The sequence below is a fragment of the Rhodococcus sp. 14-2483-1-2 genome (assembly GCF_002259405.1).
In the GTDB taxonomy this organism is placed as follows: domain Bacteria; phylum Actinomycetota; class Actinomycetes; order Mycobacteriales; family Mycobacteriaceae; genus Rhodococcoides.
Genome location: NZ_NPFW01000012.1, coordinates 1 through 25,861 on the forward strand (window position 1 = coordinate 1; position 25,861 = coordinate 25,861).

Consider the following 25,861-nt stretch of genomic DNA (forward strand, 5'->3'; position numbering starts at 1 on the left):
GGTCGACGCCGGGCACCACGCCGGTGGCGTCGACGACGTCGAAGGCATCGTCCCGCAGATGAAGGCCACCCCCGGTACTCCGGTGCGCCAGGCCGTCGGACGCAGGCAGGAACGCGTCCGCCAGATCATGCACACGCTGCCGCACAGTGCGCAGGTCGCCATCCAGGAGAGCTTCGAGTACGTCTGATGCAGCGGTTGGGTACGGGTTGTCCTGTGCCCCTGTGGGTTCGCTGCCACTCGGAGGCGAGGATCGTGGTTTCCCCGAAGTGCCGGAGTGCCGATCTCCGGAGTGTCGTCAGGATGAGGCCAATCAGGACCGCCGTGGAATGAGTTGTGTATCACACCCCCGAAGGGGGGTAGAGATATCACTATCGAGAGTTACCCAGCTCACGTTTCGTTGGTTGTATGTCCTTACCGGCCAATCCGGCTGACGGTCACTTCTCGAGGAGTACACATTCCAATGGGCTTTTTCAAAGATGCAGCAGAACTCGATCAGTACATCGGTGGCGTTTTCCGTGACGCGGGCGAGCACCCCGAGTCGGGCCCGAAGCTCAAAGCAGCCAACATCGTGATGCGCGTGCAGTACGCAGATCCCGAGTGCGAGGTGACGATCGCGTTCCGCGAGGACTACCAGGTCATCGCCGGACCGACCGACCTCAAGCCCGACATCACACTGCTGATGCGCGGTGACACTGCAGACAAGTTCTGGCGCGGCGAGTACAACCTGGCTGTGGGCTTGGCGAAGGGCCAGGTCAAGGCCAAGGGGCCGACCAACAAGATCCTGAAGTTGGTTCCGCTCACCAAGCCGCTCTTTCCGATGTACCGCGACAAGATCGCTCCGAAGGACGCCGAGGTCACGGCGTGAGCGAGACGATGAAGGCCGCGGTCCTGCGGGCACCGCACGTCGTCGAAATCGCCGACGTGCCCATTCCCCACATCTCCGAACCCACCGACATTCTGCTCCGAGTCGAGAAAACGGCCATCTGCGGAACCGACTTACATCCCTACGAGGGGAGGCTCGAACTCGAGGCCGACATCATCCTCGGTCACGAATTCCTCGGCACCGTAGTCGATGTCGGCAGCGCAGTCACTCAGTTCTCCGAGGGTGACCGGGCGGTCGCATCCTGCGTCGTCAGCTGCGGTTCCTGTTACCAGTGCCGACGACACCAGCCCGGCAACTGCGCCGGCAGCCGCATCTTCGGACTCGGTCTGGCTCTGGGAGACCTCGACGGTGGACAGGCCGAGTACGTGGTGGTCCCGTCTGCAGACCTCACTGCTCGTGCGATCCCGACGGGAAGCACTGTCGACGACGAGGACATCCTTTTCGCGGGCGACATCATGACCACGGGCCACGAAGCAGTCGCGCGCGCCATGCGACCTGGAGACAGCGTTGCCGTCGTCGGTGCCGGACCCGTCGGCCTCTGCGCGGCGATGTCGGCCGTCGCGCTCGGCGCGTCACAGGTCATGGTCGTGGACAGAGTCGCCGCCCGCCTGAAGGAAGCCGAACGCTTCGGTGCGATAGGCATCGATGCCAGTGAAACCGATGCTACCGATGCGGTTTTGGATCTCACCGATTGGCGCGGCGCGGATGTCGTGGTCGACGCGGTAGGCCACCCGTCCGCACTTCTCGCGGCCATTCCGCTTCTGCGCGCAGGTGGGGTGCTGTCCATTCCCGGTGTCTACACCGAAGAATCGATGACAATTCCGTTCGCCGATCTGTATCTCAAAGGTGTGCGAATCGAAATGGGAGTCAGCCACATCACCGAATACATGGACGAAGTGATCGGGCTCATGGGCGCAGGCAAGCTGCATCCGAGCGCGATGATCTCGCACCGCATGGGTCTGTCCGAGGCCGCCGACGCCTACAAACTCTTCGAGGCTCGCGAAGCCATGAAGATCCTTCTCGATCCGACGAGGTGACGCTATGACAAGCATTGACGTACAGCACTATCCGATGCTCATCGGTGGTGAGGCAGTCGACACCGACGATACGATGACCATCGTCGATCCGTCGGACGAGAGCGTCGTCGCAACCACAGCCAAGGGCGACGCCACCCACATCGATGCTGCTGTGGCGGCAGGCAAGGCTGCGTTTCGCAGTGGTGTGTGGGCGGGTAAGACGCCACAGGAACGCGCGTCGATCATGCGCGCGATTGCGGACGCGGCCAACGACCGCATCGAAGAACTCGTCGAGCTCGAGATGGCCGCGAACGGGGCAACCGTCCGGCAAGCAACCGGCTTCCACGTCGGATATGCGTTGGCGCACTTCACTTACTTCGCAGATCTCGCCGATACGTATGCCTTCGCACGTCCGGGCCCGATCTCGAGTTTCCCGACTCTCGCGCAGAGCGTCGTACACCGTGAGCCCATCGGAGTCGTCGGTGCGATCGCGCCGTGGAACTTCCCGCTGCTGCTGACGTTGTGGAAGGTCGGGCCCGCGTTGGCCGCCGGTAACTCCGTGGTCGTCAAGCCCGACGAGCACACACCACTGTCGATTCTCGAGTTCGCCGAGATCGCCGAGGCGAACGGTCTGCCCAAGGGAGTGCTCAACGTAGTGCCCGGAGATGGGCGAGATGCGGGCGCGCGCTTGGCATCTCACCCCGACATCGGCAAGATCGCATTCACCGGCTCCACAGCGGTCGGTCGCGAAATCATGAAGCTCGCGTCGGGAACCGTCAAAGAGGTCACGCTCGAGCTGGGCGGCAAAGGACCGTCGATCGTTCTCGACGATGCCGATCTGGACATGGCGGTGGACGGAGTTCTCTACGGCTGCTTCGTCTACTCCGGCCAGGTGTGCGAATCCGGTACCCGCGCACTCGTACCGCGCAGCCTGCACGACGAGTTCGTCGAGCGGTTGGTCGACCGCGCACGCACGATCGTGATGGGCGAGACCCGCGACTGGGATACCGACATGGGGCCCGTCATCGACGGGAAGCAGCAGGCTCGAATCCTGCAGTACGTCGGCGAAGCAGTGCAGTCGGGTGCAACCGTGGTCACCGGCGGCGGTAAGCCCCAAGGGGATACGTTCGAGCGCGGCTTCTGGATCGAGCCGACCATCGTGACGAACGTGGACAACTCCATGGCGATCGCACGCGAGGAAGTATTCGGCCCGGTCCTCGTCGTCATTGCGTACGACGATGACGACGAGGCAGTCTCGATCGCGAACGACAGTGACTACGGCCTCGCTGCCAGCGTCTGGACGACCGACAACTCTCGCGGACTGGCGGTCGCTGCCCGCGTCGAGGCCGGCAGTGTGTGGATCAACGACGCTCACCAGATCAACGCCGAAGCACCGTTCGGCGGCTACAAGCAAAGTGGCGTCGGCCGCGAACTCGGCCCCGACGCGCTCGACGAGTACACCCAAGCGAAGACCGTGCACCTCGATCTGTCCGGTGGACGTGAGAACAAGCCCTACGACATTCTGCTCAGCCATGCAGACGACTGATTGCGACCTCAGGAAGACACTATGACTACAACCAGTTTCGATGACGGTCCTGAACTCCGCTTCGACGACGATGACGACAACGAACCCGAAATCCCCAGGAACGACGTCGCTGCGACGCGGCAGTTCCACGAGATCGACGTGTGGAGCGACGACTTCTGGGGTGAGGACGCTCCACAGCGCGAGACCGTGTTCCGCCGATTGCGGGAGAGTGCGCCCGTCACCTGGCAGCGGCCGATCGAGACATCGGTCGTTCCCGATCCCCACGACCCTGGATTCTGGGCCGTGGTCAAGCACGAGCACATTGCCGAGATCAGCCACAACCCGGATGTTTTCGTGTCCGGTTACGGCGTCATGTTCGACTTGCTGCCCGCCATGTTCCTCGAGATGGCCATGTCCTTCCTCGCTATGGACAATCCGCAGCACGACAAGATCCGCAAGCTCGTCAGCGTGTCCTTCACCCCGAAGCAGATCAAGAAGATCGATGACGACATAGCCATGCGTGCGCGTCGAATCGTCTCCGCCGTCGCCGATCGGGAAGAGATCGACTTCGTGGCCGATATTTCCAAGCATCTGCCGATCGAGATGTTCGGCGACATGTTCGGAATTCCGGAGGACCGCCGGGCCGAGGTCGGTCACGCGGCGGACGAGATCGTCGCGTGGGCCGATCCGGAGTTGCTGGCCGGGCGCGATCCGATCGCGGTGCAGAGCGACGCCGCAATGGCCATCCACGCGCTGGCCGAGGAATTGATTGCCGAGCGTAAGCGCGAACCGCAGAACGACCTGCTCACCAACCTGGTTCAGGCCGAGGTCGACGGCGAGTCGCTCACCGATTTCGAGATCGGTGCCGTCATGACGTTGATGGCGGTCGCCGCAACGGATACCACGCGCCACACGTCCAGTTTCGCGGTGAAGGCATTGACGGATTTTCCCGAGCAGCGTGCCTGGCTGTGGGAGGATTTCGACGCTCGGATCAACAGCTCGATCGAGGAATTCCTCCGCTGGGGTTCGGTGGTGGTGACGTTCCGTCGAACTGCCGTCAGTGAGTACCAGTTGGGCGGACAGTCCATTCTGCCGGGCGACAAGGTGGTCATGATGTACGGATCCGGAAACTGGGACCGTGAGATATTCACCGACCCCGACAAGTTCGATCTGAACCGCAGCCCGAACCCGCACGTGACGTTCGGCGGTGGTGGCGTCCACTTCTGCCTGGGCAATCAGTTGGCCAAGTCGATGATGCGATCACTCTTTCGTGAACTGCACCGTCAGATGCCCAATTTCATTGCAGGCGAGCCGAAATTGATGCGAACGAACTTCATGCGTGGAGTCGTCAGCATGCCCTTCTACCCCAACACAGGAGTCGAGTAGTCATGTCCGGAGCATGCCGAGTGGTAGTCGATATGGGCAAATGCTCGGGTCTTGGAATCTGCGAAGCCGAAGCTCCCGATTTCTTCGAGATCGGAGCAGATGGCCAGCTGATGGTCCTGAGCTACGAGGTCTCGGCCGAACGTCGCGCGGAGGTCGAAGTAGCGGCACGAGCATGCCCGACGCAGGCGATCGTCGTCGAAGAGGTCGGCGGCGATGCGTAACCGGGGACTCGTTGTCGTCGGCGCGGGACTCGCAGGTGTGGCTGCCTGCGAGTCCGCTCGCCGCGAGGGCTTCTCCGGGCCGATCACCTTGATCGGCGCGGAATCTCATGTGCCCTACGACCGGCCTCCTCTGTCGAAAGAACTTCTCGTCGGCGAGGCGTCCCCTGCCGTTCCGCTGTTGCGCGAGCGCGGCAGGTTCACCGAGCTCGACATCGACGTGATGACCGATGCGCCTGCCGTCGGCCTGGACACCCGCGCGCGTGTGGTCGGGACCGGGAAGGGTGATGTGCCGTATCAGCATCTGGTGATTGCGTGTGGTGCGAGGTCGAGAGAGCTGCCCGGAACTTCCGGTATCTCTGGAATACACACCCTACGAACGCATTCCGATGTCGAAGCGGTATGGAAGCGTCTGCAGTCTCCCGTTCGGGTGGTAGTGATCGGTGCCGGCTTCATCGGTGCGGAGGTGGCGTCGGCGGCCCGCAACTACGGCCATCCGGTGACGATCGTCGAGGCCGCACCGGCCCCTCTGACTCGCTCGCTCGGAGCGGAGGGCGGCGCATTGGTGACCGAACTCCACGCGGCGAACGGTACCGAACTCGTCCTCGGTGTCGGCGTCGAGTCGATGATCACCGATTCGACAGGAACCACCGTCGCCGGCGTGAAGCTGACAGACGGACGTGTGGTGGACGGTGACCTTGTGGTGGTCGGAATCGGCGCGGCTCCGTCCACGGAGTGGTTGTCCGATACCGACATCGGCCTCGACGCTCGGGACGGGGGGATCGAGTGCGATGCCACGTTGGCCGTGTTGTCCAGTGCTGGACTACCGGTCGATGGGGTCTGGGCAGCGGGTGACGTTGCGCACTGGCCGAATGCACTGTTCGACAAGAGGATGCGCCTCGAACACTGGGCAAGTGCGTCCGAGCAGGGTGCGGCCGCCGCCCGCAATGCGGTGTCGGGTAACTCTCCGATGCCATTCACCACGGTCCCGTATTTCTGGTCGGATTGGTACGGAACGCGGATCCAGTTCGTCGGTACGTCGCAGGCCGACGAATTGCTGGTGCAACAGCGGCGCGACAAGACCGGCGGCACCGTGGTGCTCTATCGATCGGGCGGGCGCGTCGCCGGAGTTCTCACCATCGGCCGCCCCGACTTGATCATGAAGTACCGGCGGTTCGTCACTGCACCTGACTCGTGGGTATCAGGGGTGAATTACGGTGCAGATCAATGTCGTTGAAGGATCATGTGGGTGTGAATTCGTTGAACCACACTGCAACGGCCTCGGATCGGTTGGCGACCTGAAGCTTTCGCAAGACATGCTTCACATGCTGCTTGACCGTCCCCTCGGCGATCACCAGTTCACGGGCAATTGCGCTGTTGGTGCTACCCCGTGCCATCAACGCGAGAACCTCGTGCTCACGCTGAGTGAGCGGCACGCGACTTGCAGGCGCTGTCCGGTCGGGCCGAGCAGATCGGCCCGGCTCGGCAGCGGGGGCCGGCTGGGCGTCGTCGGACGTGCGGCGCACGGACACGTGGTGAACGGTGTCGGTGCTGTAATCGAGCATCGAGCGCATCGAGTCGAGTGTGCCTTTGACCGAAAGGACTTCTTCGGCGAGCTTTGCCCTGCCCAGAGCCAGTCGGAAGCTCTGGGCAAAACCGATGAGCAGTTGGCAGTCGTCGGCATCGACATCGATGGACTGGCGATATTTGTCGGCGTGCAGCAATCCGACGACGCGACCGTCGGAGATGATCGGGGCGGCGACGTAGGAACGCGACTTGGACGCGTCGGCGATGGGCCGGTTCACCCGACCGTCGGACTGCACATCGGTCACCAACAGCCCCTCACGTCTACGGACGATTTCGGTTTCGAGGATGTCCGGACCGAGCTTCTGCGGCATTTCCTGACCGACTTTGTTGATCTCGGTTGCCCACTCTGCACTGTCGGGGATGTACACGGCCTCCGAGGTCCACAGACCGTTCTCCACTCGGGAGATGATGGCGCGGTCGAATCCGAGGTCGCAGATCAAACGCGGTGCAGCGGTGATCAAGTCGTCGGTCACACACGGCAGCAATTCGAGAGCTTCGACGACGCTGGACAAGCGCTCTGTCGATGTTCGCATGGTCAGTCGTTGCAGCAACTGCTGATCGACGACTCTGAGTCGAGCGAGAGCGGCCCGCAACTCGGGCGGGAGGTTGTCGCTGCCTGCTTCGAGCGCATCGGCGATGTCGGCCCAGGCGTCCTGCGCGAGGACATCGATCTGCGAATCGGAGCGAACGCGATCTGTGGACGAGACGCCGGCCTCTCGGTCGAGGCTGTCCAGGATCGGACGAATATTCGCCGTCGAGCGGGCGCTCGACGGTACCGCCTTACGGACCATGTGATGCACGGCATAAAGCGTACCGGCTTGTTAGCTAGATCATACAATTCCCAGTCAAGGAGATCATGATGTATCCCGGAATTCATGCCAGCTCTGCTCCCGACCGACCTGCGGTGATAGTGGCGGGAACCAACGACGTTCTGACGTATTCGCAGCTCGAGAATCGTTCGGTCAAGTTGTCGAATGCGCTGCGCGACAGGGGTTTACAGTTGGGCGATGTGGTGGCATTGCTGTCCACGAACAGTACCGAGATGTTCGTCGTCTATTGGGCGTGCCTGCGTAGTGGTCTCTATCTGACACCGGTCAACACTCATCTGTCGTCCAGCGAGATCGCGTATATCGTCGACGACTGCGGTGCCAAGGCGTTGGTTGTCTCCGACGATCTCGCAGGTGTGGCCGATGTTGCCCGCCAGGCCAGCCGTGGCGTCGGCATCGCGCTCGCGTACGGCGGAGAATCGGTCCCGGGTTTCGAGGACTACGAAAGGTTCCTACACACCGGTTCGGACGTCGCACCTGCAGAACAGCCCCGTGGTGCCGACATGCTCTACAGCTCGGGTACGACGGGTCGACCCAAGGGCGTGAAGCCACCGCTGCCTGCACGGCAGGTCGGAGACGTGGGAGATCCCTACGTGGCAGTGTTCGGCGGCACCTACAAGATGAGTGCCGACACCGTCTACTTCTCGCCGGCACCGCTTTATCACGCCGCACCGCTGCGTTTCGGCATGATCACGCACAGTTTGGGTGGCACCGTCATCACCGCGGAGCATTTCGACGCAGAAGAGAGCATGCGCATCATCGATCGCTACCGCGTCACACACAGTCAGTGGGTGCCGACACACTTCGTGCGGATGCTTCGACTGCCGCAGAGGGTGCGCGACTCGTACGACGTGAGCAGTCTGCAGTACGCCGTGCATGCCGCCGCTCCGTGCCCCACGGAAGTCAAGAGTCGAATGATGGAGTGGTTCGGGCCCATACTGCACGAGTACTACTCGTCCACCGAGGCCAACGGCATCACCATGGTCGACCCGGCGGAATGGAGCGAAAAGCACGGCACGGTCGGCAGAGCCAAATTGGGTGTGATCCGGGTCTGCGGCGACGACGGAGCCGAGCTTCCGGCAGGAGAGTCGGGAGTGGTGTACTTCGAGCGCGACGCCCGTCCGTTCGAGTACCACAACGACCCGGAGAAGACCGTGGAAGCGCAGCATCGCGATCATCCGAACTGGACGACGTGTGGTGACATCGGCTACCTGGACGAAGATGGGTTCCTCTTTCTCAACGATCGCAAGGCGTTCACCATCATTTCCGGCGGAGTCAACATCTACCCTCAGGAAATCGAGAACTGCCTTGCACTCCACCCCGAGGTCGAGGACGTTGCCGTGATCGGGGTTCCCGACGACGAGTTCGGCGAGCGAGTGTTGGCCGCGGTCCAGCTCGTCGTCGGTGTCGCGGGTGACGAGGATATGACTCGACGGCTGCAGGAATTCGTCCGCCAACACCTGGCTGGATACAAGGTTCCGCGGGACGTTCGGTTCGTCGAGACGGTGCCGCGCACGCCTACCGGCAAGCTCGTCAAGGGTCCCCTGCGCGATCGTTTCGCAGAGGAATCCCGCCTGACACCGTGACCGTGAACCGGGGAAGCCGAGAGCCCGAGTCACGTGGGTGTAGGGGCGATCGACGCATCGACCTCGACATCCTGGAACGGGAATCGGCTTCCCCGGTGAAGAATTCGTCGTCGAGACGTGCCACCGGTCGCGGAGGAAATCGGATCCCACGGTTCACGGATGTCCGCTGCCGTTTCTTCCACGTCGAAAACAGGGCACCTCGACACTAGGGCAGAATGACGTCACGATGACCAACGCGCCGAACACCACCCGCCTCGCCCCCCGACTCGTCGCAAGCGACGTCGACGGCACCCTGCTCGACCAGCACGAGCGTGTCACCGAACGCACCAAGCGTGCCATTTCGGCCGTCGTGGCCGACGGCGTCCCGTTCGTGCTGTCCACCGGTCGACCGCCGCGGTGGATCCACCCCGTCGTCGATCAGCTGGGATACGCGCCGATGTCGGTGTGCGCCAACGGTGCGGTCATCTACGACGCCGCCAACGATCGCGTGCTCAGCGCCGAGACGCTGTCGGTCGAGACGCTGCAGTGGTTGGCCGACGTCGCGTATCGCGCGCTCCCGGGCTGCGGACTCGCCGCCGAGCGAGTGGGGCAGACGGCACACGACTCGGCCACGCCGCAGTTCGTCAGCTCGCCGGGATACGAGCACGCCTGGCTGAACCCGGACAACGTCGAGATGACCGAGGACGACGTGGTCGACGTTCCGGCCGTCAAGCTGCTGATCCGGCTCTCGGGATCCACCAGCGGACACATGGCCGACATCCTGTCCCCGCTGATCTCCGGTCGAGCCGACCTGACGTTCTCCACCGACAACGGACTCATCGAGCTGTCGGCACCGGGCATCACCAAGGCGTCGGGCCTGGCCAAGGTCGCCGAGACATTGTCGGTGGATGTCGAGGACATCGTGGCCTTCGGCGACATGCCCAACGACGTGCCGATGCTGTCGATGGTGGGACTGGGCGTCGCGATGGGCAACGCGCATCCCGCTGCCGTCGCTGCAGCGAACGAAGTGACCGTCACCAACGCAGAAGACGGAGTGGCGCAGGTTCTCGAACGCTGGTGGTGACGCGTCGGTCCAGGGGCGTTTCGAACACGAGAAGGGCCGAGTCACCACGGTGACTCGGCCCTTCTGGCTGGTCGATCTCAGCCCGCGGGTGCGGGCTCCGGTGCGGGCTCCGGTGCGGGAGCAGGCTCGGGCACAGGAGCCGGCTCCACCGGTGCTGCGACGGGGTTCTGCATTTCCGCGTTGTAGGTGTCGTTGTACGTCTTGATCACCGTGGTGACGATTCCGGTGAGCTCGTTGAAGATGAGCGAACCGTTCTCGAAGTCGGTCCGGAAGCCTTCCGGCACCCTGAACTCGTCGGTGAGCGGCAGACCGAGCACGCCGTCGACGCCACCCTGCTGCGCGTACTGCTGGAAGATCTTGCCTATGACGGCCACGGCCTGGCCGGCCATGTTGGTGATGATCTCGCCGTTGGCGAACTGCGCCTTCTCACGGCCGCCGCTCACCTGCACCAGACCGCTCACCGGTACGCCGAGTGACCCGGTTTCGGCCCCCGAGGCCAACCATTTCTGTGCAACCGGGCTGGTCGACGCCAGTCGCTGCAACTCCGCGACCAGGGCCGGGATGTTCTCTCCCAGAGTGGAACTGGCATCGGAGCCCGGCCGCGACGGTGTCGCGTCGGTCACTGCGGTGTCGGGAGCGGGGTCGGTCGCGTCGGGCGAGGCCGGAGTGGCATCTCCGCCGCCGAGGTTGGCCGCCGCGATGTCGCGGATCTCCCCGAGCCGTGCGTATCCGGAGTCACCCGGGCATTCGGTGTTGCCGACGTCGCGGTGACCGAAGATCACCGGCAGGTCGACGCTCTTGCCCTTGCCGACGAACGTGAAATCCGTTCCCTCCGAGGTCATCGTGGTGGTGCCCTCGGGATCGAGACCGGCCTTGCCGAGTCGCCATCCGAGGAACTTGCCGACCGAATCGATGGTCTCCTGCGAGGGATCCTCGCTGGAGTAGTCGCCCATCATGGCGATGCCCATCGTGTTCTCGTTGAATCCGCCTGCGTGTGCGCCCTGAACCGGCTTGTCGAGTCCACCGGCGCGACCTTCGAAGATCTGACCGTACTTGTCGACGAGGACGTTGTAGCCGATGTCGCACCAACCGAGCGTCTGCGCGTGGTACGCGTAGATGGCTCGGACGATCTCGGCCGATTCGGACTTGGAGTAGTCGTTGCTGCCTGCGGTGTGGTGCACGGTGGCACCACCGAGGAAGTCGTCGATCGTCGGTGTGGCGCAACGGATCGACTCGTCGGCACCCCACTGCGCGCGGGTGATGACCTTCGGGCCTGCGTCACCGGCGACGGGAGTGGCGATGTCGCTCAATGCCGAGTCGACCGGCGACGTGCCGGGCGTGATGAGCACGGCGCTGATGTCACTGACCGCAGCAGCCAACTGCTCGGCCGTGCCTTCCGGCGCGGCTTCGGGCTGGGCGGGATCTGCTGCAGGCGCTTCGACTGCAGGTGCCGGGGCCGCGGGATCGACCGGGGCCGGATCCTGTTGGCGCAGTGGCTTGCTCGACGATGCCGGGGTGTAGCCCAGTGGCTGTTCCGCAGCGGCGGGGGCCTCGGCAGGCGCGTCGGCAGCAGGCAGCTCGACGACCGGAACCTCGGGAACCGGTGCAGTCGCGAAGCTTTCGGGAGCTGCACTGCTCGTCAGTGGCGTCAGCAGAACCTGCACTGCGTTGGTCAGTCCGACGAAGATCGGTTCGGTGCCCTGCTTGGCAGGGGCGGGAGCAGCGTCGTCGGCCGTGCTGTCCACCGGAGCGGTCTGCAGCCACGGGCCCCAGGATCCGTCCTCGAGCTGGCGGCGAACCTGAGCGGTCGCACCGTCGAGCTGCTCGGAGGTCAGGGCGACCATGCTGAACGGGGTGTCCTGCTTGATCTCCTTGACGGCGGCACCGAGCGGCGGGCCGGTCGGATCGGCAGCCTCGGGGTTCACCGGTGCCGATGCGTCCACCCGGGGAACGGGTGCCTGCGCGGTCGCGTTGCCCGGCGCGGGCGTGGTGAGACCCGGGATGTCGGGAATCTCGATCGGCGGGATCACGATGGAATCCGGCAGCGGCAGGTACTTCAGATCGGAGAGCCGAAGATCGGGCAACGGCAGTCCGGTGAGCTCCTGCAGCGGGATCACGATGTCCGGTGCTGCGCTCAGCGCGGTCTCGACGATCTTGGTCGGCACAGTGACGGGGGTTGTCTCGTTGGCCGGTCGAACTCCGGTTGTCGTGCTGTCGGTGAGGCCTGCGACCGCAAAGGGGGTCGCGACGGCCAGCAGTGCGACAGCACCGAGAACGATCGACGGCTTCGTTCGACGGTTCGGCAAGGCGGTACTCCCTGGTTGTTGGTAGGTACGCGTCGTAGGATCTCCAGTTGCTGAACAACATGAATCACATCAGCAACATGAGTCCCATCAGACACAAGGCTAAACCTTAGCTTGACAGTTAGCCACAGCCGGGAAGTTCCAGTGGCGCGGCGCGTCGGGCGCGTCGCATACGCTTTTCAGCTGTGACTGTGCACTTCATCGGAGCCGGACCCGGGGCTGCAGACCTGCTCACGCTGCGGGCCGTCGAGTTTCTGCGGTCGAGCCCGGTCTGCGTCTACGCCGGTACCTATATCGACGACGCCATCCTCGAACATTGCTCTGCAGGCACCCGATTGGTCGACACCGCGAAACTCGACCTCGACGCCATCACGGAAGAGCTGGTCGCCGCCCACGAGCGTGGGGAGGACGTCGCGCGCCTGTGTTCGGGGGATCCGTCCCTCTACTCCGCGCTGGCGGAGATGTCCGCTCGACTCGACGCCGCAGGCGTGCCCTGGGACGTCACCCCCGGCGTTCCGGCCTACGCGGCTGCAGCCGCCGCACTGGGCGTCGAGCTGACGGTTCCCGAGGTGACGCAGTCGGTGGTGCTCACCCGCGCGCAGGCCCGCTCGACGGCGATGCCCGATACCGAGGCGCTGAAGAACTTCGCCGCCACCAGGGCAACGCTTGCGCTGCACCTGGCGATCACCCGCACCCGCATCATCGCCGACGAACTGACGGAGTTCTACGGTCCGGAGTGCCCCGCCACGGTCGTATTCCACGCCAGCAAGCCGGACGAGTTGATTCTGCGCGGCACCCTGGCCGACATCGCAGATCAGGTCGAGGCCGCCGACCTGCGACAGGCGGCGGTGATTCTGGTCGGTCCCGCCCTGGCGCGACGCGTCGTCACCGAATCCCACCTGTACGACGCCTGCCGGGACCGCTCGTGAGGATCCATCTGATCGGCATCGGCGGTGGGCACCCGGATCAGGTGACCGTCCAGGCCATCGAGAAACTCCGGGCCGTCGACGTGTTCATCGTGGCCGACAAGGGCGCGTCCGTCGGCGATCTCGGAGCGGCCAGGCAGGGCATTCTCGAGCGCCACCACGGTGGCAGCTACCGGGTGATCGAGGTACCCGACCCGCCACGCGACCGGTCGCCCCGGCAGTACGAGACCGCGGTCCTCGACTGGCACGACGCCCGCGCCCGCGCCTACGCCGATGTGCTCGACGGCCTCGCCGAAGGCACGGTCGTCGGATTCCTCGTCTGGGGAGACCCCGCGCTGTACGACAGCACGATCCGCGTCGCCGAGCGGCTGGCCGCGTTGCGCAACGACATCGAGTTCGATGTCACACCCGGTATCTCCAGTGTGTCGATGCTGGCGGCGAGTCACCGACTCGTGCTCAATCGCATCGGCGGACCGATCGTCATCACCACCGGCAGGAACTTGGCGGGCGACGTCGCTGCCGGCCTCGACAACCTGGTGGTGATGCTCGACGGCAACCTGGCCTGCAGCGCGCTGACCGGCGCAGGGTGGGGCATCCACTGGGGTGCCAACCTGGGGACGGCGGACGAGAAGCTGGTGGCGGGTCCACTCGACGACGTGTTGAGCGAGATCCGCCGCGCCCGCGAGGAGGTCAAATCCCGGCACGGCTGGGTGATGGACACCTACCTGCTTCGACGTCCGACCGAATGACATCGGGCCCGCCGCGGGACGCCTGGCGGGGGAGAGCGGTCACGATCGTCGGATACCCTGGTTGCCCGTGACTGCTGTAAGCCCCGAGACCACCTCTTCCGACGCCTCCGTGACCGGCCGATACGACCTCATCGTCGTCGGATCCGGGTTCTTCGGACTGACCGTGGCGGAGCGGGCGGCGTCCCAGTTGGGCAAGCGTGTCCTCGTGCTGGATCGGCGGCACCACCTGGGCGGCAACGCGTATTCCGAGGCCGAGCCCGAAACGGGTATCGAGATCCACAAGTACGGCGCGCATCTGTTCCACACCTCGAACAAGCGGGTCTGGGAGTACGTCAACCAGTTCACCGACTTCACCAGCTACCAGCACCGCGTCTTCGCGCTGCACAAGGGCCAGTCGTATCAATTCCCGATGGGCCTCGGCCTGATCTCGCAGTTCTTCGGCAAGTACTTCTCGCCTGCCGAGGCGCGGGCTCTCATCGAAGAGCAGTCCAGTGAGTTCGACTCGAAGGACGCGCAGAACTTCGAGGAGAAGGCGATCTCACTGATCGGGCGTCCGCTGTACGAGGCGTTCATCAAGGATTACACCGCCAAGCAGTGGCAGACCGATCCGAAGAATCTGCCCGCGGGCAACATCACCCGGTTGCCGGTGCGGTACACCTTCGACAACCGCTACTTCAACGACACGTACGAGGGACTGCCGGTCGACGGCTACACCGCGTGGCTCGAGAAGATGGCGGCCGACGAGAAGATCGAGGTCCGGTTGAATACGGACTGGTTCGACGTCAAGGCCGAGCTCGTGGCCGAGAGCCCCGACGCTCCCATCGTCTACACCGGCCCACTGGACCGCTACTTCGACTACTCCGAGGGCGAACTGGGTTGGCGCACAATCGACTTCGAGACCGAAGTGCTGCCGACCGGTGACTTCCAGGGCACCCCGGTGATGAACTACAACGACGGCGACGTGCCGTTCATTCGGATCCACGAGTTCCGTCATTTCCACCCCGAGCGCCAGTACCCGACCGACAAGACGGTCATCATGCGCGAGTTCTCCCGCTTCGCCGAGAGCGGTGACGAGCCGTACTACCCGATCAACACTCCGGACGACCGGAGCAAGCTCGAGGCCTACCGCGACCGCGCCAAGGCCGAAGCGGCCTCCAACGGAGTGCTGTTCGGTGGACGCCTCGGCACCTACCAGTACCTGGACATGCACATGGCGATCGCGAGCGCACTGAACATGTACGAGAACACCCTGGTTCCGCACTTCGAGACCGGCGCACCCCTGGCAGGCGACAAGTGACCGCCAAGCACCTGCTCGAGGACGGGGCCGCGGACGTCGCCCCGATTCTCGGAAAGTCGTTGCTGCAGCGGGTGCTGCTGCCGCGCTCGGGTGAACCGCTCGACGTGCGCACGCTGTACCTCGAAGAGGCGCTCACCAACGCCAAACGCGCACACTCGCTCTCGCGGACCTCGGTCACGATCGGCTCCGAGTCCGAGGTATCGTTCTGCACCTACTTCAACGCGTTCCCGGCGAGCTACTGGCGGCGCTACAGCGTCCTGAAGTCCGTGGTGCTGCGCGTCGAGGTCTCCGGACACTGCCGGATCGACGTCTACCGGTCCAAGGCCGACGCGTCGCGCATTCACGTCGAGGGCCGCGAGGCCGTGGACGGCGATGCAGCGCAGGAGTTTCTGATCGACCTCGGTCCGTTCGAGGACGGCGGCTGGATCTGGTTCGACATCACCTCCGACTCCGAGGTGGTGCTCGAGAGCGCGGGTTGGTATGCGCCGATCGAGGCACCGGGCGAGGCCACCGTCGCGGTCGGTATCCCTACCTTCAATCGCCCGACCGACGCCGTCAAAGCCCTTGTGGCGCTTGGCTCGGATCCGTTGGTTCTCGACGTGATCGAGGCCGTCATCATGCCCGATCAGGGCACCCGCAAGGCCAAGGACGAGCCCGGATTCGACGAGGCCGCAGCGGCACTCGGCGGCCGACTCGCCATCCACGATCAGGCCAACCTCGGCGGATCCGGCGGATACAGCCGCATCATGTACGAGGCACTGAACAACACCTCGTGCCAACACATCCTGTTCATGGACGACGACATCGAGATCGAGCCCGATTCGATCCTGCGGGCGCTGGCCATGTCTCGGTTCGCCAAGGTCCCCACGCTGGTCGGTGGCCAGATGCTCAACCTGCAGGCGCGCAGTCACCTGCACGTCATGGGCGAAGTGATCGACCGCAGCAACTTCATGTGGACCGGCGCGCAGAACGTCGAATACGACCACGACTTCTCCGAGGACCCACTGCGCACCAGCAAACTGCTGCACCGCCGCATCGACGTCGACTACAACGGCTGGTGGATGTGCATGATTCCGCGCGTCGTCGCCGAGGAACTCGGGCAGCCGCTGCCCCTGTTCATCAAGTGGGACGACGCCGAATACGGCTTGCGCGCACGGGAAGCCGGCTACCCGACGGTGACACTGCCGGGCGCGGCCATCTGGCACATGGCGTGGAGCGACAAGGACGACGCCATCGACTGGCAGGCGTACTTCCATCTGCGCAACCGCCTCGTGGTGGCATCGCTGCACATGCCGGGCGACGGCAAGGGCCTGGTGCTCGACACGATCAAGGCCACGGTCAAGCACCTGCTGTGCCTCGAATACTCGACGGTCGCCATTCAGAACCTCGCGATCCGCGATTTCCTGGCGGGCCCCGAGCACATCCTCGAGATCCTGCCCACCGCGCTGCCGACCGTGCACGCACTGCGCAAGGAATTTCCCGACGCGGTCGTCGTCGGCAGTTCCACCGAGCTGCCGCTCGCGTCCGGTGAGGAAGTCGGAGCCGTCGGCCTGCCGACCAACCCGATCTCCAAGGTCCGTCGTCTGGCAAAAGGCTTGCTGCACAACGCAAAGCCCGCACACACCCAGCACCACGAGCGCCCGCAGCTCAACGTCCCGACTCTCGACGCGCGCTGGTTCCTGCTCTCTCAGGTCGACGGCGTCACCGTCACGACCGCCGACGGCCGTGGCGTCGTCTACCGCAAGCGGGATCGCCAGCAGGCCGCGGCGTTGCTCAAGGAAGCCCTGTCGCTGCGCAAGCAGTTGGCAGCTGAATTCCCCGCCCTCAAGGCTCGGTACCGCGATGCCGTGCCGCACCTGACCAGTAAGGAAACGTGGGAACGTGTCTTTCGTTACCAGGCGTAAGGGCCAGACCGAGGCTCCGACGGAAGTCAGGATCCTCGAGAAGGTGCAGAGCACCGTCGGCAGTGCCCCCGGCGCGATCACCGTCGCCCGTGGCATGTCGCACTTCGGCGAACACGCACTCGGCTGGGTCGCGATCGCCGGTATCGGAGCCGCACTGGACAAGCCGCGTCGGCGTCAGTGGGCCTCGGTGGCCGTCGGGGCAGTCGGCTCCCACGCCGCGTCGATCGTCATCAAGCGCATCGTGCGCAGGCCACGCCCGCACGATCCGGCCGTGCGCATCAACGTCTCGACGCCCAGCAAGCTGAGCTTCCCGTCCTCGCATGCGACATCCACCACAGCCGCCGCGGTTCTCCTCGGCCGGGTGACCGGGCTACCGTTACCGGCGGTCCTCGTCCCACCCATGCTGCTCTCGCGCTTGGTGCTCGGAGTCCACTACCCCACCGACGTGCTGGCAGGATCGGCACTCGGCGCGTTGACGGCTGCGGCCGTCGTGAAGTTCGAAGGAGACAAATGAGCGAGGATGCCGCACCCGTAGGCGCACCGCCGAAGAACCTGGCGGACGGCATCGTCAAGGCGCTTCGTCCCCGTCAGTGGGTCAAGAACGTTCTGGTGCTGGCTGCGCCGCTGGCGGCCGGGTCGGTCACCGATCGCGACGTGCTGCTGTCCGTTGCGCTGGCGTTCGTCGTGTTCTGCTTCGCCGCCTCCGGGGTCTACCTGGTCAACGACGCCATGGACGTCGAAGCCGACCGCGCGCACCCCACCAAGCGCTTCCGGCCGATCGCCGCGGGCGTGCTGCCCGTCAACATCGCCTACGCGATGGCGGTGGTGTCCCTCGGACTCGCCATCGGCCTCTCGTTCATTGCGAACTGGAAGCTGGCGCTGGTCATCGGCGTCTACATCGTCATCCAGCTGGCGTACTGCTTCGGCCTCAAGCACCAGGCCGTGCTCGACATCTGCATCGTCTCCTCGGGCTTCCTGCTCCGCGCGATCGCCGGTGGAGTTGCTGCCTCGATCCCGCTGTCGCAGTGGTTCCTGCTGATCATGGCGTTCGGCTCGCTGTTCATGGCGGCCGGTAAGCGCTACGCGGAGCTGCAGCTCGCCGAACGCACCGGGGCGAAGATTCGCAAATCGCTCGAGAACTACACCACCACGTACCTGCGATTCGTCTGGACACTGTCCGCGACTGCCGTCGTCATCTGTTACGGCCTGTGGGCGTTCCAGGAAGACGCCGGCACGGGTGCCAACTGGTTCGCCATCTCGATGATTCCGTTTACTATCGCAATCCTGCGATATGCAGTGGATGTCGATGGCGGCGAGGCAGGCGAACCCGAAGAGATCGCGTTGGGAGACAGGGTTCTGCAGCTACTCGCCATAGCGTGGATCGGAGTGGTTGGTGTCGCTGTCTACCTCGCCTGACCAGCGAGACGCGCGAGAAGAGAACTCCGCTCGGGCACCGATCACCCGGCCCGTCTTCTGGATCGGGACCGTGGTCACCGGGGCGTTGTTCCTCTGGGGTGCGTGGGAGCGCCGCTGGATCGCCGACGACGGCCTGATCGTTCTCCGAACCGTCCGTAACCTGCTGGCAGGTAACGGACCGGTGTTCAATGCGGGCGAACGGGTGGAGACCAACACCAGCACCATCTGGACCTACCTCGTCTACGCGGGCAGTTGGCTGAGCGAGGGCAGGCTCGAGTACGTCGTTCTGACGATCGCACTGGTTCTGTCCACGGCGGCCGTCGTCATCGCGATGATCGGCACGTTCGCGCTGCGCGGCCGCACCGCGACGAAGACTCTGTTCCTGCCTGCCGGTGTACTGGTCTACATCGCGGTTCCGCCCGCCCGCGACTTCGCGACGTCCGGCCTCGAGACCTGCCTGGTCATCTTCTGGTTGGCGATGCTGTGGCTGCTGATGGTTCGGTGGGGTCAGCGCCGCGCCGGTGGCGTCGAGCTGCTGCTGCTGGCCTTCTTCGCCGGGCTCGGCCCGCTGGTGCGTCCGGAACTGTCCATCGTGGCGGTGCTGGCGCTGGCGATGATCTTCCTGGCCCCGCAGAGTTGGTTGTCCAGGCTCCGAGTGTTCGTTTTCGCCGGAGCAGTGCCGGTGCTCTATCAGATCTGGCGCATGGGCTACTACGGCCTGCCGTACCCCAACACCGCGGTCTCGAAGGATGCAGGCGGAGCCAAGTGGTCGCAGGGGTTCGAGTACCTGTCCAACCTCGTGGGCCCGTACCTGCTGTGGCTGCCGCTCGTACTGCTCGTCGTCGGTGCCGTTCTGTCGGCCTCCCGAGTGCAGTTGTCCCTGCCCCGTACCGTCGGCGGCTGGCTCGCCGCACTACGGACGCCGACCGCCGTGGTCGTCTTCGTATTGATCAGTGGACTTCTGCTGGCTTTGTACGCGATTCGCGTCGGCGGCGATTTCATGCACGGTCGAACATTGTTGCCGGCATTGTTCACGCTTTTGTTGCCGATTTCGGTGCTGCCGGTTGCCCTCCCCGAACGCTGGTCTGCAGACCGCGCCACAGCGGTTTTCGCCGCCGATCTTTTCGTCTGGGGTGGCATCGTCGTTTGGGCCGTCGTGGCTGCCAATACGACGGGTATGCCGCAGGGCTCGATCGTCGGCCGGAGCGGCATCGTCGACGAGCGAGAATTCTACTCGCTCAACACCGGGCACGCTCATCCGATCCTGGCCTCGGACTACCTCGACTACCCGCGGATGCGAGGGATGGTCGAGGCGATCGAGGACACTCCCGACGGCGGTCTGCTGTTGCCGTCGGCGCAGTTCACGTACTGGGATGTCGTGCCACCACCGCTGCCCATCCCCGAGGGTGGGTTCGGTCACACCGTCTTCTTCCTGAACCTCGGAATGACCAGCATGAACGTCGGCCTCGACGTGCGGGTGATCGACCAGATGGGGCTGGCCTACCCGTTGGCGTCACACACCGAGCGGCTCGAGAACGGTCGGATCGGGCACGACAAGAACCTGTATCCGGACTGGGTGGTGGCCGATCTCGGGCTCGTCGCCGTCCATCCGTACCTGCCCTGGTACATGGACGAGGACTGGGTCACCGAGGCTCAGGTGGCACTGACCTGCCCCGACACCCAGGAGCTGCTGACCTCGTATCGGGCTCCGTTGACGAAGGAATTGTTCGTCCGGAATTTCAAGCGTTCGCTCTTCTACGCCGGATATCGGTTCGATCGGGTACCGAAGTACGAAATACAACGATGTGATCTTCCGGCCCCGATATTGAAGGCAGACAATTAGGTGTCCGAACACGAAAGGGTCACCGGGTTGCGCCGAATTGGTCTCGACGCCAAGATGAGCTATCTCGATCATGTAACGGGGGTCGTCCTTCGCGCGATAAGTGCGGAGGATGTGTATGCGTCCGACCTGTGTGGTCGGACGACAGACATGGTGAACTTGCGAGATCAAGCGTTGATTGCGTAACCGATGTGACGACGAAGCAGCTGAGAGGTCGAGTGCATGCTGGGTAGAAGGAAGAGCCGGTCCGAGGACAAGCGAGGTGGGTCCTGGGGACGCCGCGCCGCCACGTCCATGCTGATGGCAGTGGTCCTACCACTGGGATTGGCTGTAGCCGGTGGTGGCGCAACTGCCAACGCGGCCTTCGACGGCAATGCCATCGACGTATGGACGGACTCGAGCATGGGTCCGATCAAGAGCCGCGTCTGGCGCGCCGCGGACGGTAACACCAACCGTGTCGTCTACCTGCTCGACGGGCTGCGGGCCACCAACGACATCTCCGGCTGGGAGCACGAGACCGACGCCGGTGCAGTGTTGGCCTCCTGGAACATCAACGTCGTCGAGCCGGTCGGCGGACAGTCGAGCTTCTACTCCGACTGGTACGCGCCCTCGAACTTCAACGGGCAGCAGACCACCTACAAGTGGGAAACCTTCCTGACCCAGAACCTGCGTGAGAACCTGCGTGCGAACTGGGGCTTCAACCCCAACCGCAACGGTGTCATCGGCATCTCGATGGGTGGCTCGGCTGCTCTGACGCTCGCCGCGTACCACCCGGACCAGTTCAGCTACGCAGGCTCGCTGTCCGGCTACCTGAACATCTCCGCTCCCGGCATGCGTGAAGCGATGCGTCTGGCCTTGCTCGACTCCGGCCGCTACAACATCGACGCGATGTGGGGACCGCCGTGGGATCCGGCGTGGCTGCGCAACGACCCGTTCGTCTTCGCACCTCGCCTGCGTGACAACGGAACGCGAGTGTGGGTCTTCGCAGGTAGCGGTCTGCCCGGCGGACTCGATCGCCCGCAGAGCTTCATCGACTACTACAACACCGCCAACGGCATGGGCCTCGAGGCCATCGCGCTGGCGAACAGTCGTGCGTTCCAGATCCGCATGGCCAGCATCGGTGCCAACAACGTCACGTATGCGTTCCCGGCCGTCGGTACCCACCAGTGGGGCTACTGGGGCGAGCAGATCCGCATCATGGCACCGGACCTGAGCGCCAACATCGGTAACTGACCCGGTCAACGGTCATTTCGGTTGTTTGGCCCGTTTTTCGGCCTTTCGTGAAACTTCACGACTTTTCAGGGCTGTTCAGCGGGGACCGGGCAGGATAGTCTCCTGTTTCAGGGAAACGTCGAGGTGAAACTGGGACGCTGATCACAGTTTTGCCTTGGAACCGCTCGATGGAATAACCTCCATCGAGCGGTTCGCCTGTTTTCACAGCAGAACCTCAGATTTTTCGGGACCACGTCGTCCTTCGGCCTCGAGGGGCCACCAGGAAAGCCCTGTTCGATTGCCGGGGGCCGCATGTCGCGGAGACCGCGTAGATGAGAGAGAGCACGATTCATGCGATTTGCCGGCCTCAGCAGAACACCGAAGGCGTCTTCACGCTGGCGTCAGCGCCTGCTCGGCGTCGGTGCTGCAGCGCTCGTCCTTCCCCTCGCAGCCGGTGTCGTCGGTGGAGCAGTCGCTGTTGCAGCGCCCGCTCCCGTCGCGCATCAGGCCCCTGCCGGTGGCCGTGAAGACCTGATCGTCCCGTCCGAGATGGGCCCCATCAAGGTTCAGGTCCAGTGGGCGGCCCGCGGCGGAAACGCTGCTCTCTACTTGCTCGACGGACTGCGCGCACGCGACGACCGCAACGCCTGGACGTTCGAGACCAACGCGCAGGATCAGTTCGCCAACGACGACGTGACCCTGGTCATGCCCGTCGGTGGTCAGTCGAGCTTCTACAGCGACTGGTACACCTCGTCGAACTTCAACGGCCAGGAAGTCACCTACAAGTGGGAGACGTTCCTGACCCAGGAACTGCCTGCATTCCTCGAGAATTACGGTGTCTCGCGCAGCAACAACGGTGTTCTCGGACTGTCGATGGGTGGCTCGGCCGCTCTGACGCTCGCCGCGTACCACCGCGATCAGTTCAAGTTCGCCGGTTCGCTCTCGGGCTACCTGAACATCTCGGCACCCGGCATGCGTGAGGCCATCCGCGTCGCCATGCTCGATGCCGGACGCTTCAACGTCGACTCCATGTGGGGACCGCCCTGGAACCCGGCGTGGCTGCGTAACGACCCGTTCGTCTTCGCACCGAGGCTGGAGGGCATGTCCCTGTACATCTCGGCAGCCAGTGGTCTGCCCGGCGAGTTCGATCGACCGGCCGCGCCGATCGATTTCTACAACACCGCCAACGGCATGGCTCTCGAGGCCCTCTCGCTCGCCAACACCCGTGCATTCCAGATCCGCATGAACACCCTCGGCATCCCGGCCACCTACAGCTTCCCGTCCAACGGCATTCACGCATGGCCGTACTGGGGAGCCGAGCTGTGGAAGGCTCGCGGCCAGATCCTGGACGCGCTCAACGCCTGACACCGATCGACAAGTTGTTCTTAGAGAAATGCCGCCCCGCGTCTGTGCGCCGGGTGGCATTTTTCGGTCTCGACCGTGATCGCCACCGTCGACCCAGTTCACAATTGCACCACCAGTCACAGCGAGTCTGCTGCTCGTCGGCATCGGGCACGTGTAGAAAGACATACGAAGCATGTCTCGATAGGAGACCTTCGAAAGTCACGTCGAAAGAGAGTCACCATCATGCGCACTGAGCTTGTTCGGTTCGGTCGGGCTACATCGGCCGGCACACGGGCTCGGCGAGCGGCAGCAGCGCTGACCGTCGCTTCCGCGCTGATGATCCCCTTCGCGACCACGACCGTTGCCTCCGCTGCCCCCGTCGCGCGGACGGCACCTGTCGCACTTGCCGGGCCTGCCTACACGCAGACGTCCGGTGCCACGGTGACCTCGGTGGATTGGCTCTCCGACCGTCGCGTCGCCCTGTGGATCGAATCTCCGTCGATGGGCACGCCCATCCAGGTTCAGCTGCTGCTCGCACGTGACTGGAACATCAACCCGCAGGCGACGTTCCCGCAGGTGTACATGCTCGACGGACTGCGCGCCACGGATCAGGAGAACGGCTGGACGGCCGAGACCGATGCCGAGTCGTACTTCGCCGACAAGAACGTCAACGTGGTCCTGCCCATCGGCGGCCAGTCCAGCTTCTACTCCGACTGGGTCGATCAGGACAACGGAAAGAACTACCAGTGGGAGACGTTCCTGACCAAGGAACTTCCGCCCATTCTGGAACGCGATTGGCGCAGCACCGACAACCGCGGAGTCGTCGGACTGTCGATGGGCGGCACGTCCGCGATGTTCCTCGCAGCGCGTAATCCCGGTTTCTTCAAGTTCGCCGGATCGCTCTCGGGCATCCTGAGCACCACCTCGCTCGGCATGCCGCAGGCCATCCAGTACGCGATGACCGACGCCGGCGGGTTCAACTCGAGCGCCATGTGGGGGCCGCCGTCGAATTCGCTGTGGGCACAGCATGATCCGTACATGTTGGCCGACAAGCTCGAGGGCGTCAGTCTGTACATCTCCAGCGGCAACGGCTCGGCCGGACCGTACGATCAGCCGTCGCCCATTCCTGGCGTGAGCACCAACTACGCCGGCATGGGGCTCGAGATCCTGTCGCGACTGACCTCGCAGACGTTCGCCACCAAGCTCAATCAGCTCGGGATTCCTGCTCAGGTCAACTACCGGCCGTCGGGCACGCACTCGTGGCCGTACTGGCAGTTCGAGCTGCATCAGCTGTGGCCGCAGCTCGCCACCGCGCTCGGTGTCGAGGTCGACAAGCCCGCGTGCAGCGCCGCCGGACTGATCGGCAACGCGAGCGGTGCCAATTCGTGGCTCGGGCCGTGCTTGACCGCCGAATACAACGTGGCAGGCGGACGGGCTCAGGACTTCACCTTCGGTCGGGTCTTCTTCACCCCCGATACCGGGGCGCAGGTCGTCGCCGGTGCCATCGGTGGCATCTATCAGGGCAACAGGGGCCCCGAGGGCGCTCTCGGCTTCCCGACGACCGGCGAGATCGGAACTCCCGACGGTCGTGGACGGTTCAACGCCTTCCAGAACGGCATGGTCTACTTCACGCCGCAGACCGGCGCGCACGCGGTCAAGGGCGCGGTGCTCGACGAGTGGGCCGCCCAGGGTTACGAGGGCGGACCGCTTGGCTACCCGGTGCTCGACGAGGTCGCGACGCCGAACAAGCCCGGATCGGTGCAGGGCTTCGAGATCGGTGCCATCTACACCTCGCCCGACGCAGGGGTGCACTCGGTGCAGGGCATGATTCTGGGCAAGTACGGCGAATTGGGTTGGGAGGGTGGAGCTCTCGGGTTCCCCAAGTCCAACGAGCTCGGCCCGATCAGGGACGGCGGACGCTTCAACCAGTTCGAGACGGGCAACATCTACTGGAGCCCTCTGAGCGGAGCCTGGTCCACCCCGTACGGTCCGATCTTCGACGCGTGGGGATCGGTCGGCTACGAGGGCGGCCGGTTGGGTTACCCCACCAGCGATCAGTTCGACATCGACGGTGGCGGTAAGCAGCAGAACTTCCAGTTCGGCATCATCACGCTGAAGGACGGCGTTGCCACGATCGCGCCGTAGCGAGGTGCACGACTCTTCAGAGTCCTCTCAGAGCGTGGCGGTACTGTCGCCTGCGAACCCGACGACCGAAGGATTTCGATCGATGACGCGTAATTCCCTCACCAGGACTCTGTCGCTCGGCGTGTTCGCCGTGGCGGCGAGTGCGATGCTGGTGGCCTGCGGGAGTGACGACTCGACGGCGACCGGAGCGCCGACGAGCACCACCTCGGCCGCTCAGACGACGACCGAGGCGAGTTCGACGACGTCGGCTGCCGAGACCACCACTGCTGCGCCCACCACAAGCCCGGGTGAGGCGGCCACCGCGCCGCCCGAGCAGCCGCAGCCCGTCCCGGACGATTTCCCGGGGCCGACGGAAAGCCAGATCGACGACCGCGGTACGAGTTTCCTGGACGAGTTGAAGAAGCAGGGCATCACTCCGGCGGGCAACGGCGACATCGCGGTGTCGACGGCCAATTACATCTGTGCCGCGCAGGCGCAGGGAGTCGCGGCGGAGGAGATCTCGACGTTCGTCACTGCGAACGTCGGCGTCGAGGCCAGCGCAGCCGGAACTCAGGTGAGCGAGACGCAGGCTCAGCAAACAGCCCAGACCTACATCGCCGCCGCGCAGGCGACCTACTGCAGGCCGTAGATCCAC

At 64.4% G+C, this 25,861-nt stretch carries 21 protein-coding genes and 1 pseudogene; 20 read left to right on the top strand and 2 right to left on the bottom strand.

The features are described 5' to 3' along the window. The 7 genes and pseudogenes from CH295_RS10450 to CH295_RS10480 form a co-directional block, all read left to right on the top strand. Window positions 1-187 (top strand): annotated as a pseudogene (locus CH295_RS10450) (ABC transporter ATP-binding protein); the annotation flags it as partial. Window positions 188-460: 273 nt separating this feature from the next. Beyond that, window positions 461-865, top strand: a complete 405-nt coding sequence (locus CH295_RS10455; protein ID WP_037187153.1) for an SCP2 sterol-binding domain-containing protein — start codon at window positions 461-463, stop codon at window positions 863-865. Continuing rightward, complete coding sequence (locus CH295_RS10460; protein ID WP_230596138.1) at window positions 862-1,920, top strand: alcohol dehydrogenase catalytic domain-containing protein; 1,059 nt, start codon at window positions 862-864, stop codon at window positions 1,918-1,920. Before CH295_RS10455 ends, CH295_RS10460 begins: the two co-directional genes overlap by 4 nt. A 4-nt stretch (window positions 1,921-1,924) precedes the next feature. Further along, window positions 1,925-3,445 carry an aldehyde dehydrogenase family protein gene (locus CH295_RS10465; RefSeq protein ID WP_094740636.1) on the top strand — a complete coding sequence of 507 codons (1,521 nt, stop codon included), beginning with the start codon at window positions 1,925-1,927 and terminating at the stop codon, window positions 3,443-3,445. Between the two features lie 21 nt (window positions 3,446-3,466). Then, window positions 3,467-4,810: a cytochrome P450 gene (locus tag CH295_RS10470; RefSeq protein WP_052047295.1), complete on the top strand. Its 1,344-nt coding sequence runs from the start codon at window positions 3,467-3,469 to the stop codon at window positions 4,808-4,810. A 2-nt stretch (window positions 4,811-4,812) separates the two neighbouring features. Further along, window positions 4,813-5,031, top strand: a complete 219-nt coding sequence (locus CH295_RS10475; protein WP_037187158.1) for a ferredoxin — start codon at window positions 4,813-4,815, stop codon at window positions 5,029-5,031. Then, entirely contained in the window at window positions 5,024-6,265 is a 1,242-nt protein-coding gene (locus tag CH295_RS10480; RefSeq protein WP_094740637.1) for an NAD(P)/FAD-dependent oxidoreductase, read from the top strand. Before CH295_RS10475 ends, CH295_RS10480 begins: the two co-directional genes overlap by 8 nt. Window positions 6,266-6,269: 4 nt before the next feature. On the opposite strand, the gene CH295_RS10485 is transcribed toward CH295_RS10480, so the two are convergent. Continuing rightward, complete coding sequence (locus CH295_RS10485) at window positions 6,270-7,406, bottom strand: LuxR C-terminal-related transcriptional regulator (RefSeq protein WP_082323459.1); 1,137 nt, start codon at window positions 7,404-7,406, stop codon at window positions 6,270-6,272. Window positions 7,407-7,474: 68 nt separating this feature from the next. Between CH295_RS10485 and CH295_RS10490 the strand changes: the two genes are divergently transcribed. Beyond that, window positions 7,475-9,028: an acyl-CoA synthetase gene (locus CH295_RS10490; RefSeq protein ID WP_094633510.1), complete on the top strand. Its 1,554-nt coding sequence runs from the start codon at window positions 7,475-7,477 to the stop codon at window positions 9,026-9,028. Window positions 9,029-9,254: 226 nt separating this feature from the next. Further along, window positions 9,255-10,091 carry an HAD family hydrolase gene (locus CH295_RS10495; RefSeq protein ID WP_094633431.1) on the top strand — a complete coding sequence of 279 codons (837 nt, stop codon included), beginning with the start codon at window positions 9,255-9,257 and terminating at the stop codon, window positions 10,089-10,091. A gap of 77 nt (window positions 10,092-10,168) precedes the next feature. On the opposite strand, the gene CH295_RS10500 is transcribed toward CH295_RS10495, so the two are convergent. After that, complete coding sequence (locus CH295_RS10500) at window positions 10,169-12,397, bottom strand: N-acetylmuramoyl-L-alanine amidase (protein WP_094740638.1); 2,229 nt, start codon at window positions 12,395-12,397, stop codon at window positions 10,169-10,171. Between the two features lie 182 nt (window positions 12,398-12,579). Between CH295_RS10500 and cobM the strand changes: the two genes are divergently transcribed. From cobM to CH295_RS10560, 11 genes are all read left to right on the top strand, one after another. Next, window positions 12,580-13,323, top strand: coding sequence for a precorrin-4 C(11)-methyltransferase (gene cobM, locus CH295_RS10505; protein ID WP_037187168.1), 744 nt, complete (start codon window positions 12,580-12,582; stop codon window positions 13,321-13,323). Continuing rightward, entirely contained in the window at window positions 13,320-14,069 is a 750-nt protein-coding gene (cobF, locus tag CH295_RS10510) for a precorrin-6A synthase (deacetylating) (protein ID WP_170945856.1), read from the top strand. Before cobM ends, cobF begins: the two co-directional genes overlap by 4 nt. A gap of 67 nt (window positions 14,070-14,136) precedes the next feature. Next, window positions 14,137-15,366, top strand: a complete 1,230-nt coding sequence (gene glf / locus CH295_RS10515) for a UDP-galactopyranose mutase (protein ID WP_170945857.1) — start codon at window positions 14,137-14,139, stop codon at window positions 15,364-15,366. Then, window positions 15,363-17,270, top strand: a complete 1,908-nt coding sequence (locus tag CH295_RS10520) for a glycosyltransferase (RefSeq protein ID WP_037187178.1) — start codon at window positions 15,363-15,365, stop codon at window positions 17,268-17,270. Before glf ends, CH295_RS10520 begins: the two co-directional genes overlap by 4 nt. After that, window positions 17,248-17,784 (top strand): phosphatase PAP2 family protein, encoded by a 537-nt coding sequence (locus CH295_RS10525; RefSeq protein ID WP_052047296.1) that lies wholly within the window; start codon window positions 17,248-17,250, stop codon window positions 17,782-17,784. Before CH295_RS10520 ends, CH295_RS10525 begins: the two co-directional genes overlap by 23 nt. Beyond that, the gene (locus tag CH295_RS10530) at window positions 17,781-18,686 is read left to right on the top strand and encodes a decaprenyl-phosphate phosphoribosyltransferase (protein ID WP_037187181.1); all 906 of its coding nucleotides are present in this window, start codon (window positions 17,781-17,783) and stop codon (window positions 18,684-18,686) included. The genes CH295_RS10525 and CH295_RS10530 overlap by 4 nt, the downstream gene beginning before the upstream one ends. Further along, window positions 18,664-20,529: an arabinofuranosyltransferase AftB family protein gene (locus CH295_RS10535; protein WP_094740640.1), complete on the top strand. Its 1,866-nt coding sequence runs from the start codon at window positions 18,664-18,666 to the stop codon at window positions 20,527-20,529. Before CH295_RS10530 ends, CH295_RS10535 begins: the two co-directional genes overlap by 23 nt. A 219-nt stretch (window positions 20,530-20,748) precedes the next feature. Beyond that, window positions 20,749-21,759, top strand: coding sequence for an alpha/beta hydrolase (locus tag CH295_RS10545; RefSeq protein WP_170945858.1), 1,011 nt, complete (start codon window positions 20,749-20,751; stop codon window positions 21,757-21,759). Window positions 21,760-22,089: 330 nt separating this feature from the next. Beyond that, on the top strand, window positions 22,090-23,103 hold the full coding sequence (locus CH295_RS10550; protein ID WP_052047297.1) for an alpha/beta hydrolase: 1,014 nt from the start codon (window positions 22,090-22,092) through the stop codon (window positions 23,101-23,103). A 222-nt stretch (window positions 23,104-23,325) separates the two neighbouring features. Further along, window positions 23,326-25,227 (top strand): alpha/beta hydrolase-fold protein, encoded by a 1,902-nt coding sequence (locus CH295_RS10555; RefSeq protein WP_094740641.1) that lies wholly within the window; start codon window positions 23,326-23,328, stop codon window positions 25,225-25,227. A gap of 82 nt (window positions 25,228-25,309) precedes the next feature. Beyond that, a complete protein-coding gene (locus CH295_RS10560; RefSeq protein WP_094633508.1) occupies window positions 25,310-25,855 on the top strand; it encodes a DUF732 domain-containing protein in 546 nt (181 codons plus the stop codon). The last annotated feature ends 6 nt before the right edge of the window (window positions 25,856-25,861 follow it).

What these genes read in the sequence shown, in the direction of transcription:
- CH295_RS10455 (WP_037187153.1), top strand. Translation starts at nt 461, where the DNA reads ATGGGCTTTTTCAAAGATGCAGCAGAACTCGATCAGTACATCGGTGGC.
- CH295_RS10465 (WP_094740636.1), top strand. Translation starts at nt 1,925, where the DNA reads ATGACAAGCATTGACGTACAGCACTATCCGATGCTCATCGGTGGTGAG.
- CH295_RS10470 (WP_052047295.1), top strand. Translation starts at nt 3,467, where the DNA reads ATGACTACAACCAGTTTCGATGACGGTCCTGAACTCCGCTTCGACGAC.
- CH295_RS10475 (WP_037187158.1), top strand. Translation starts at nt 4,813, where the DNA reads ATGTCCGGAGCATGCCGAGTGGTAGTCGATATGGGCAAATGCTCGGGT.
- CH295_RS10480 (WP_094740637.1), top strand. Translation starts at nt 5,024, where the DNA reads ATGCGTAACCGGGGACTCGTTGTCGTCGGCGCGGGACTCGCAGGTGTG.
- CH295_RS10485 (WP_082323459.1), bottom strand. Translation starts at nt 7,406, where the DNA reads ATGGTCCGTAAGGCGGTACCGTCGAGCGCCCGCTCGACGGCGAATATT.
- CH295_RS10490 (WP_094633510.1), top strand. Translation starts at nt 7,475, where the DNA reads ATGTATCCCGGAATTCATGCCAGCTCTGCTCCCGACCGACCTGCGGTG.
- CH295_RS10495 (WP_094633431.1), top strand. Translation starts at nt 9,255, where the DNA reads ATGACCAACGCGCCGAACACCACCCGCCTCGCCCCCCGACTCGTCGCA.
- CH295_RS10530 (WP_037187181.1), top strand. Translation starts at nt 17,781, where the DNA reads ATGAGCGAGGATGCCGCACCCGTAGGCGCACCGCCGAAGAACCTGGCG.
- CH295_RS10545 (WP_170945858.1), top strand. Translation starts at nt 20,749, where the DNA reads ATGCTGGGTAGAAGGAAGAGCCGGTCCGAGGACAAGCGAGGTGGGTCC.
- CH295_RS10550 (WP_052047297.1), top strand. Translation starts at nt 22,090, where the DNA reads ATGCGATTTGCCGGCCTCAGCAGAACACCGAAGGCGTCTTCACGCTGG.
- CH295_RS10555 (WP_094740641.1), top strand. Translation starts at nt 23,326, where the DNA reads ATGCGCACTGAGCTTGTTCGGTTCGGTCGGGCTACATCGGCCGGCACA.
- CH295_RS10560 (WP_094633508.1), top strand. Translation starts at nt 25,310, where the DNA reads ATGACGCGTAATTCCCTCACCAGGACTCTGTCGCTCGGCGTGTTCGCC.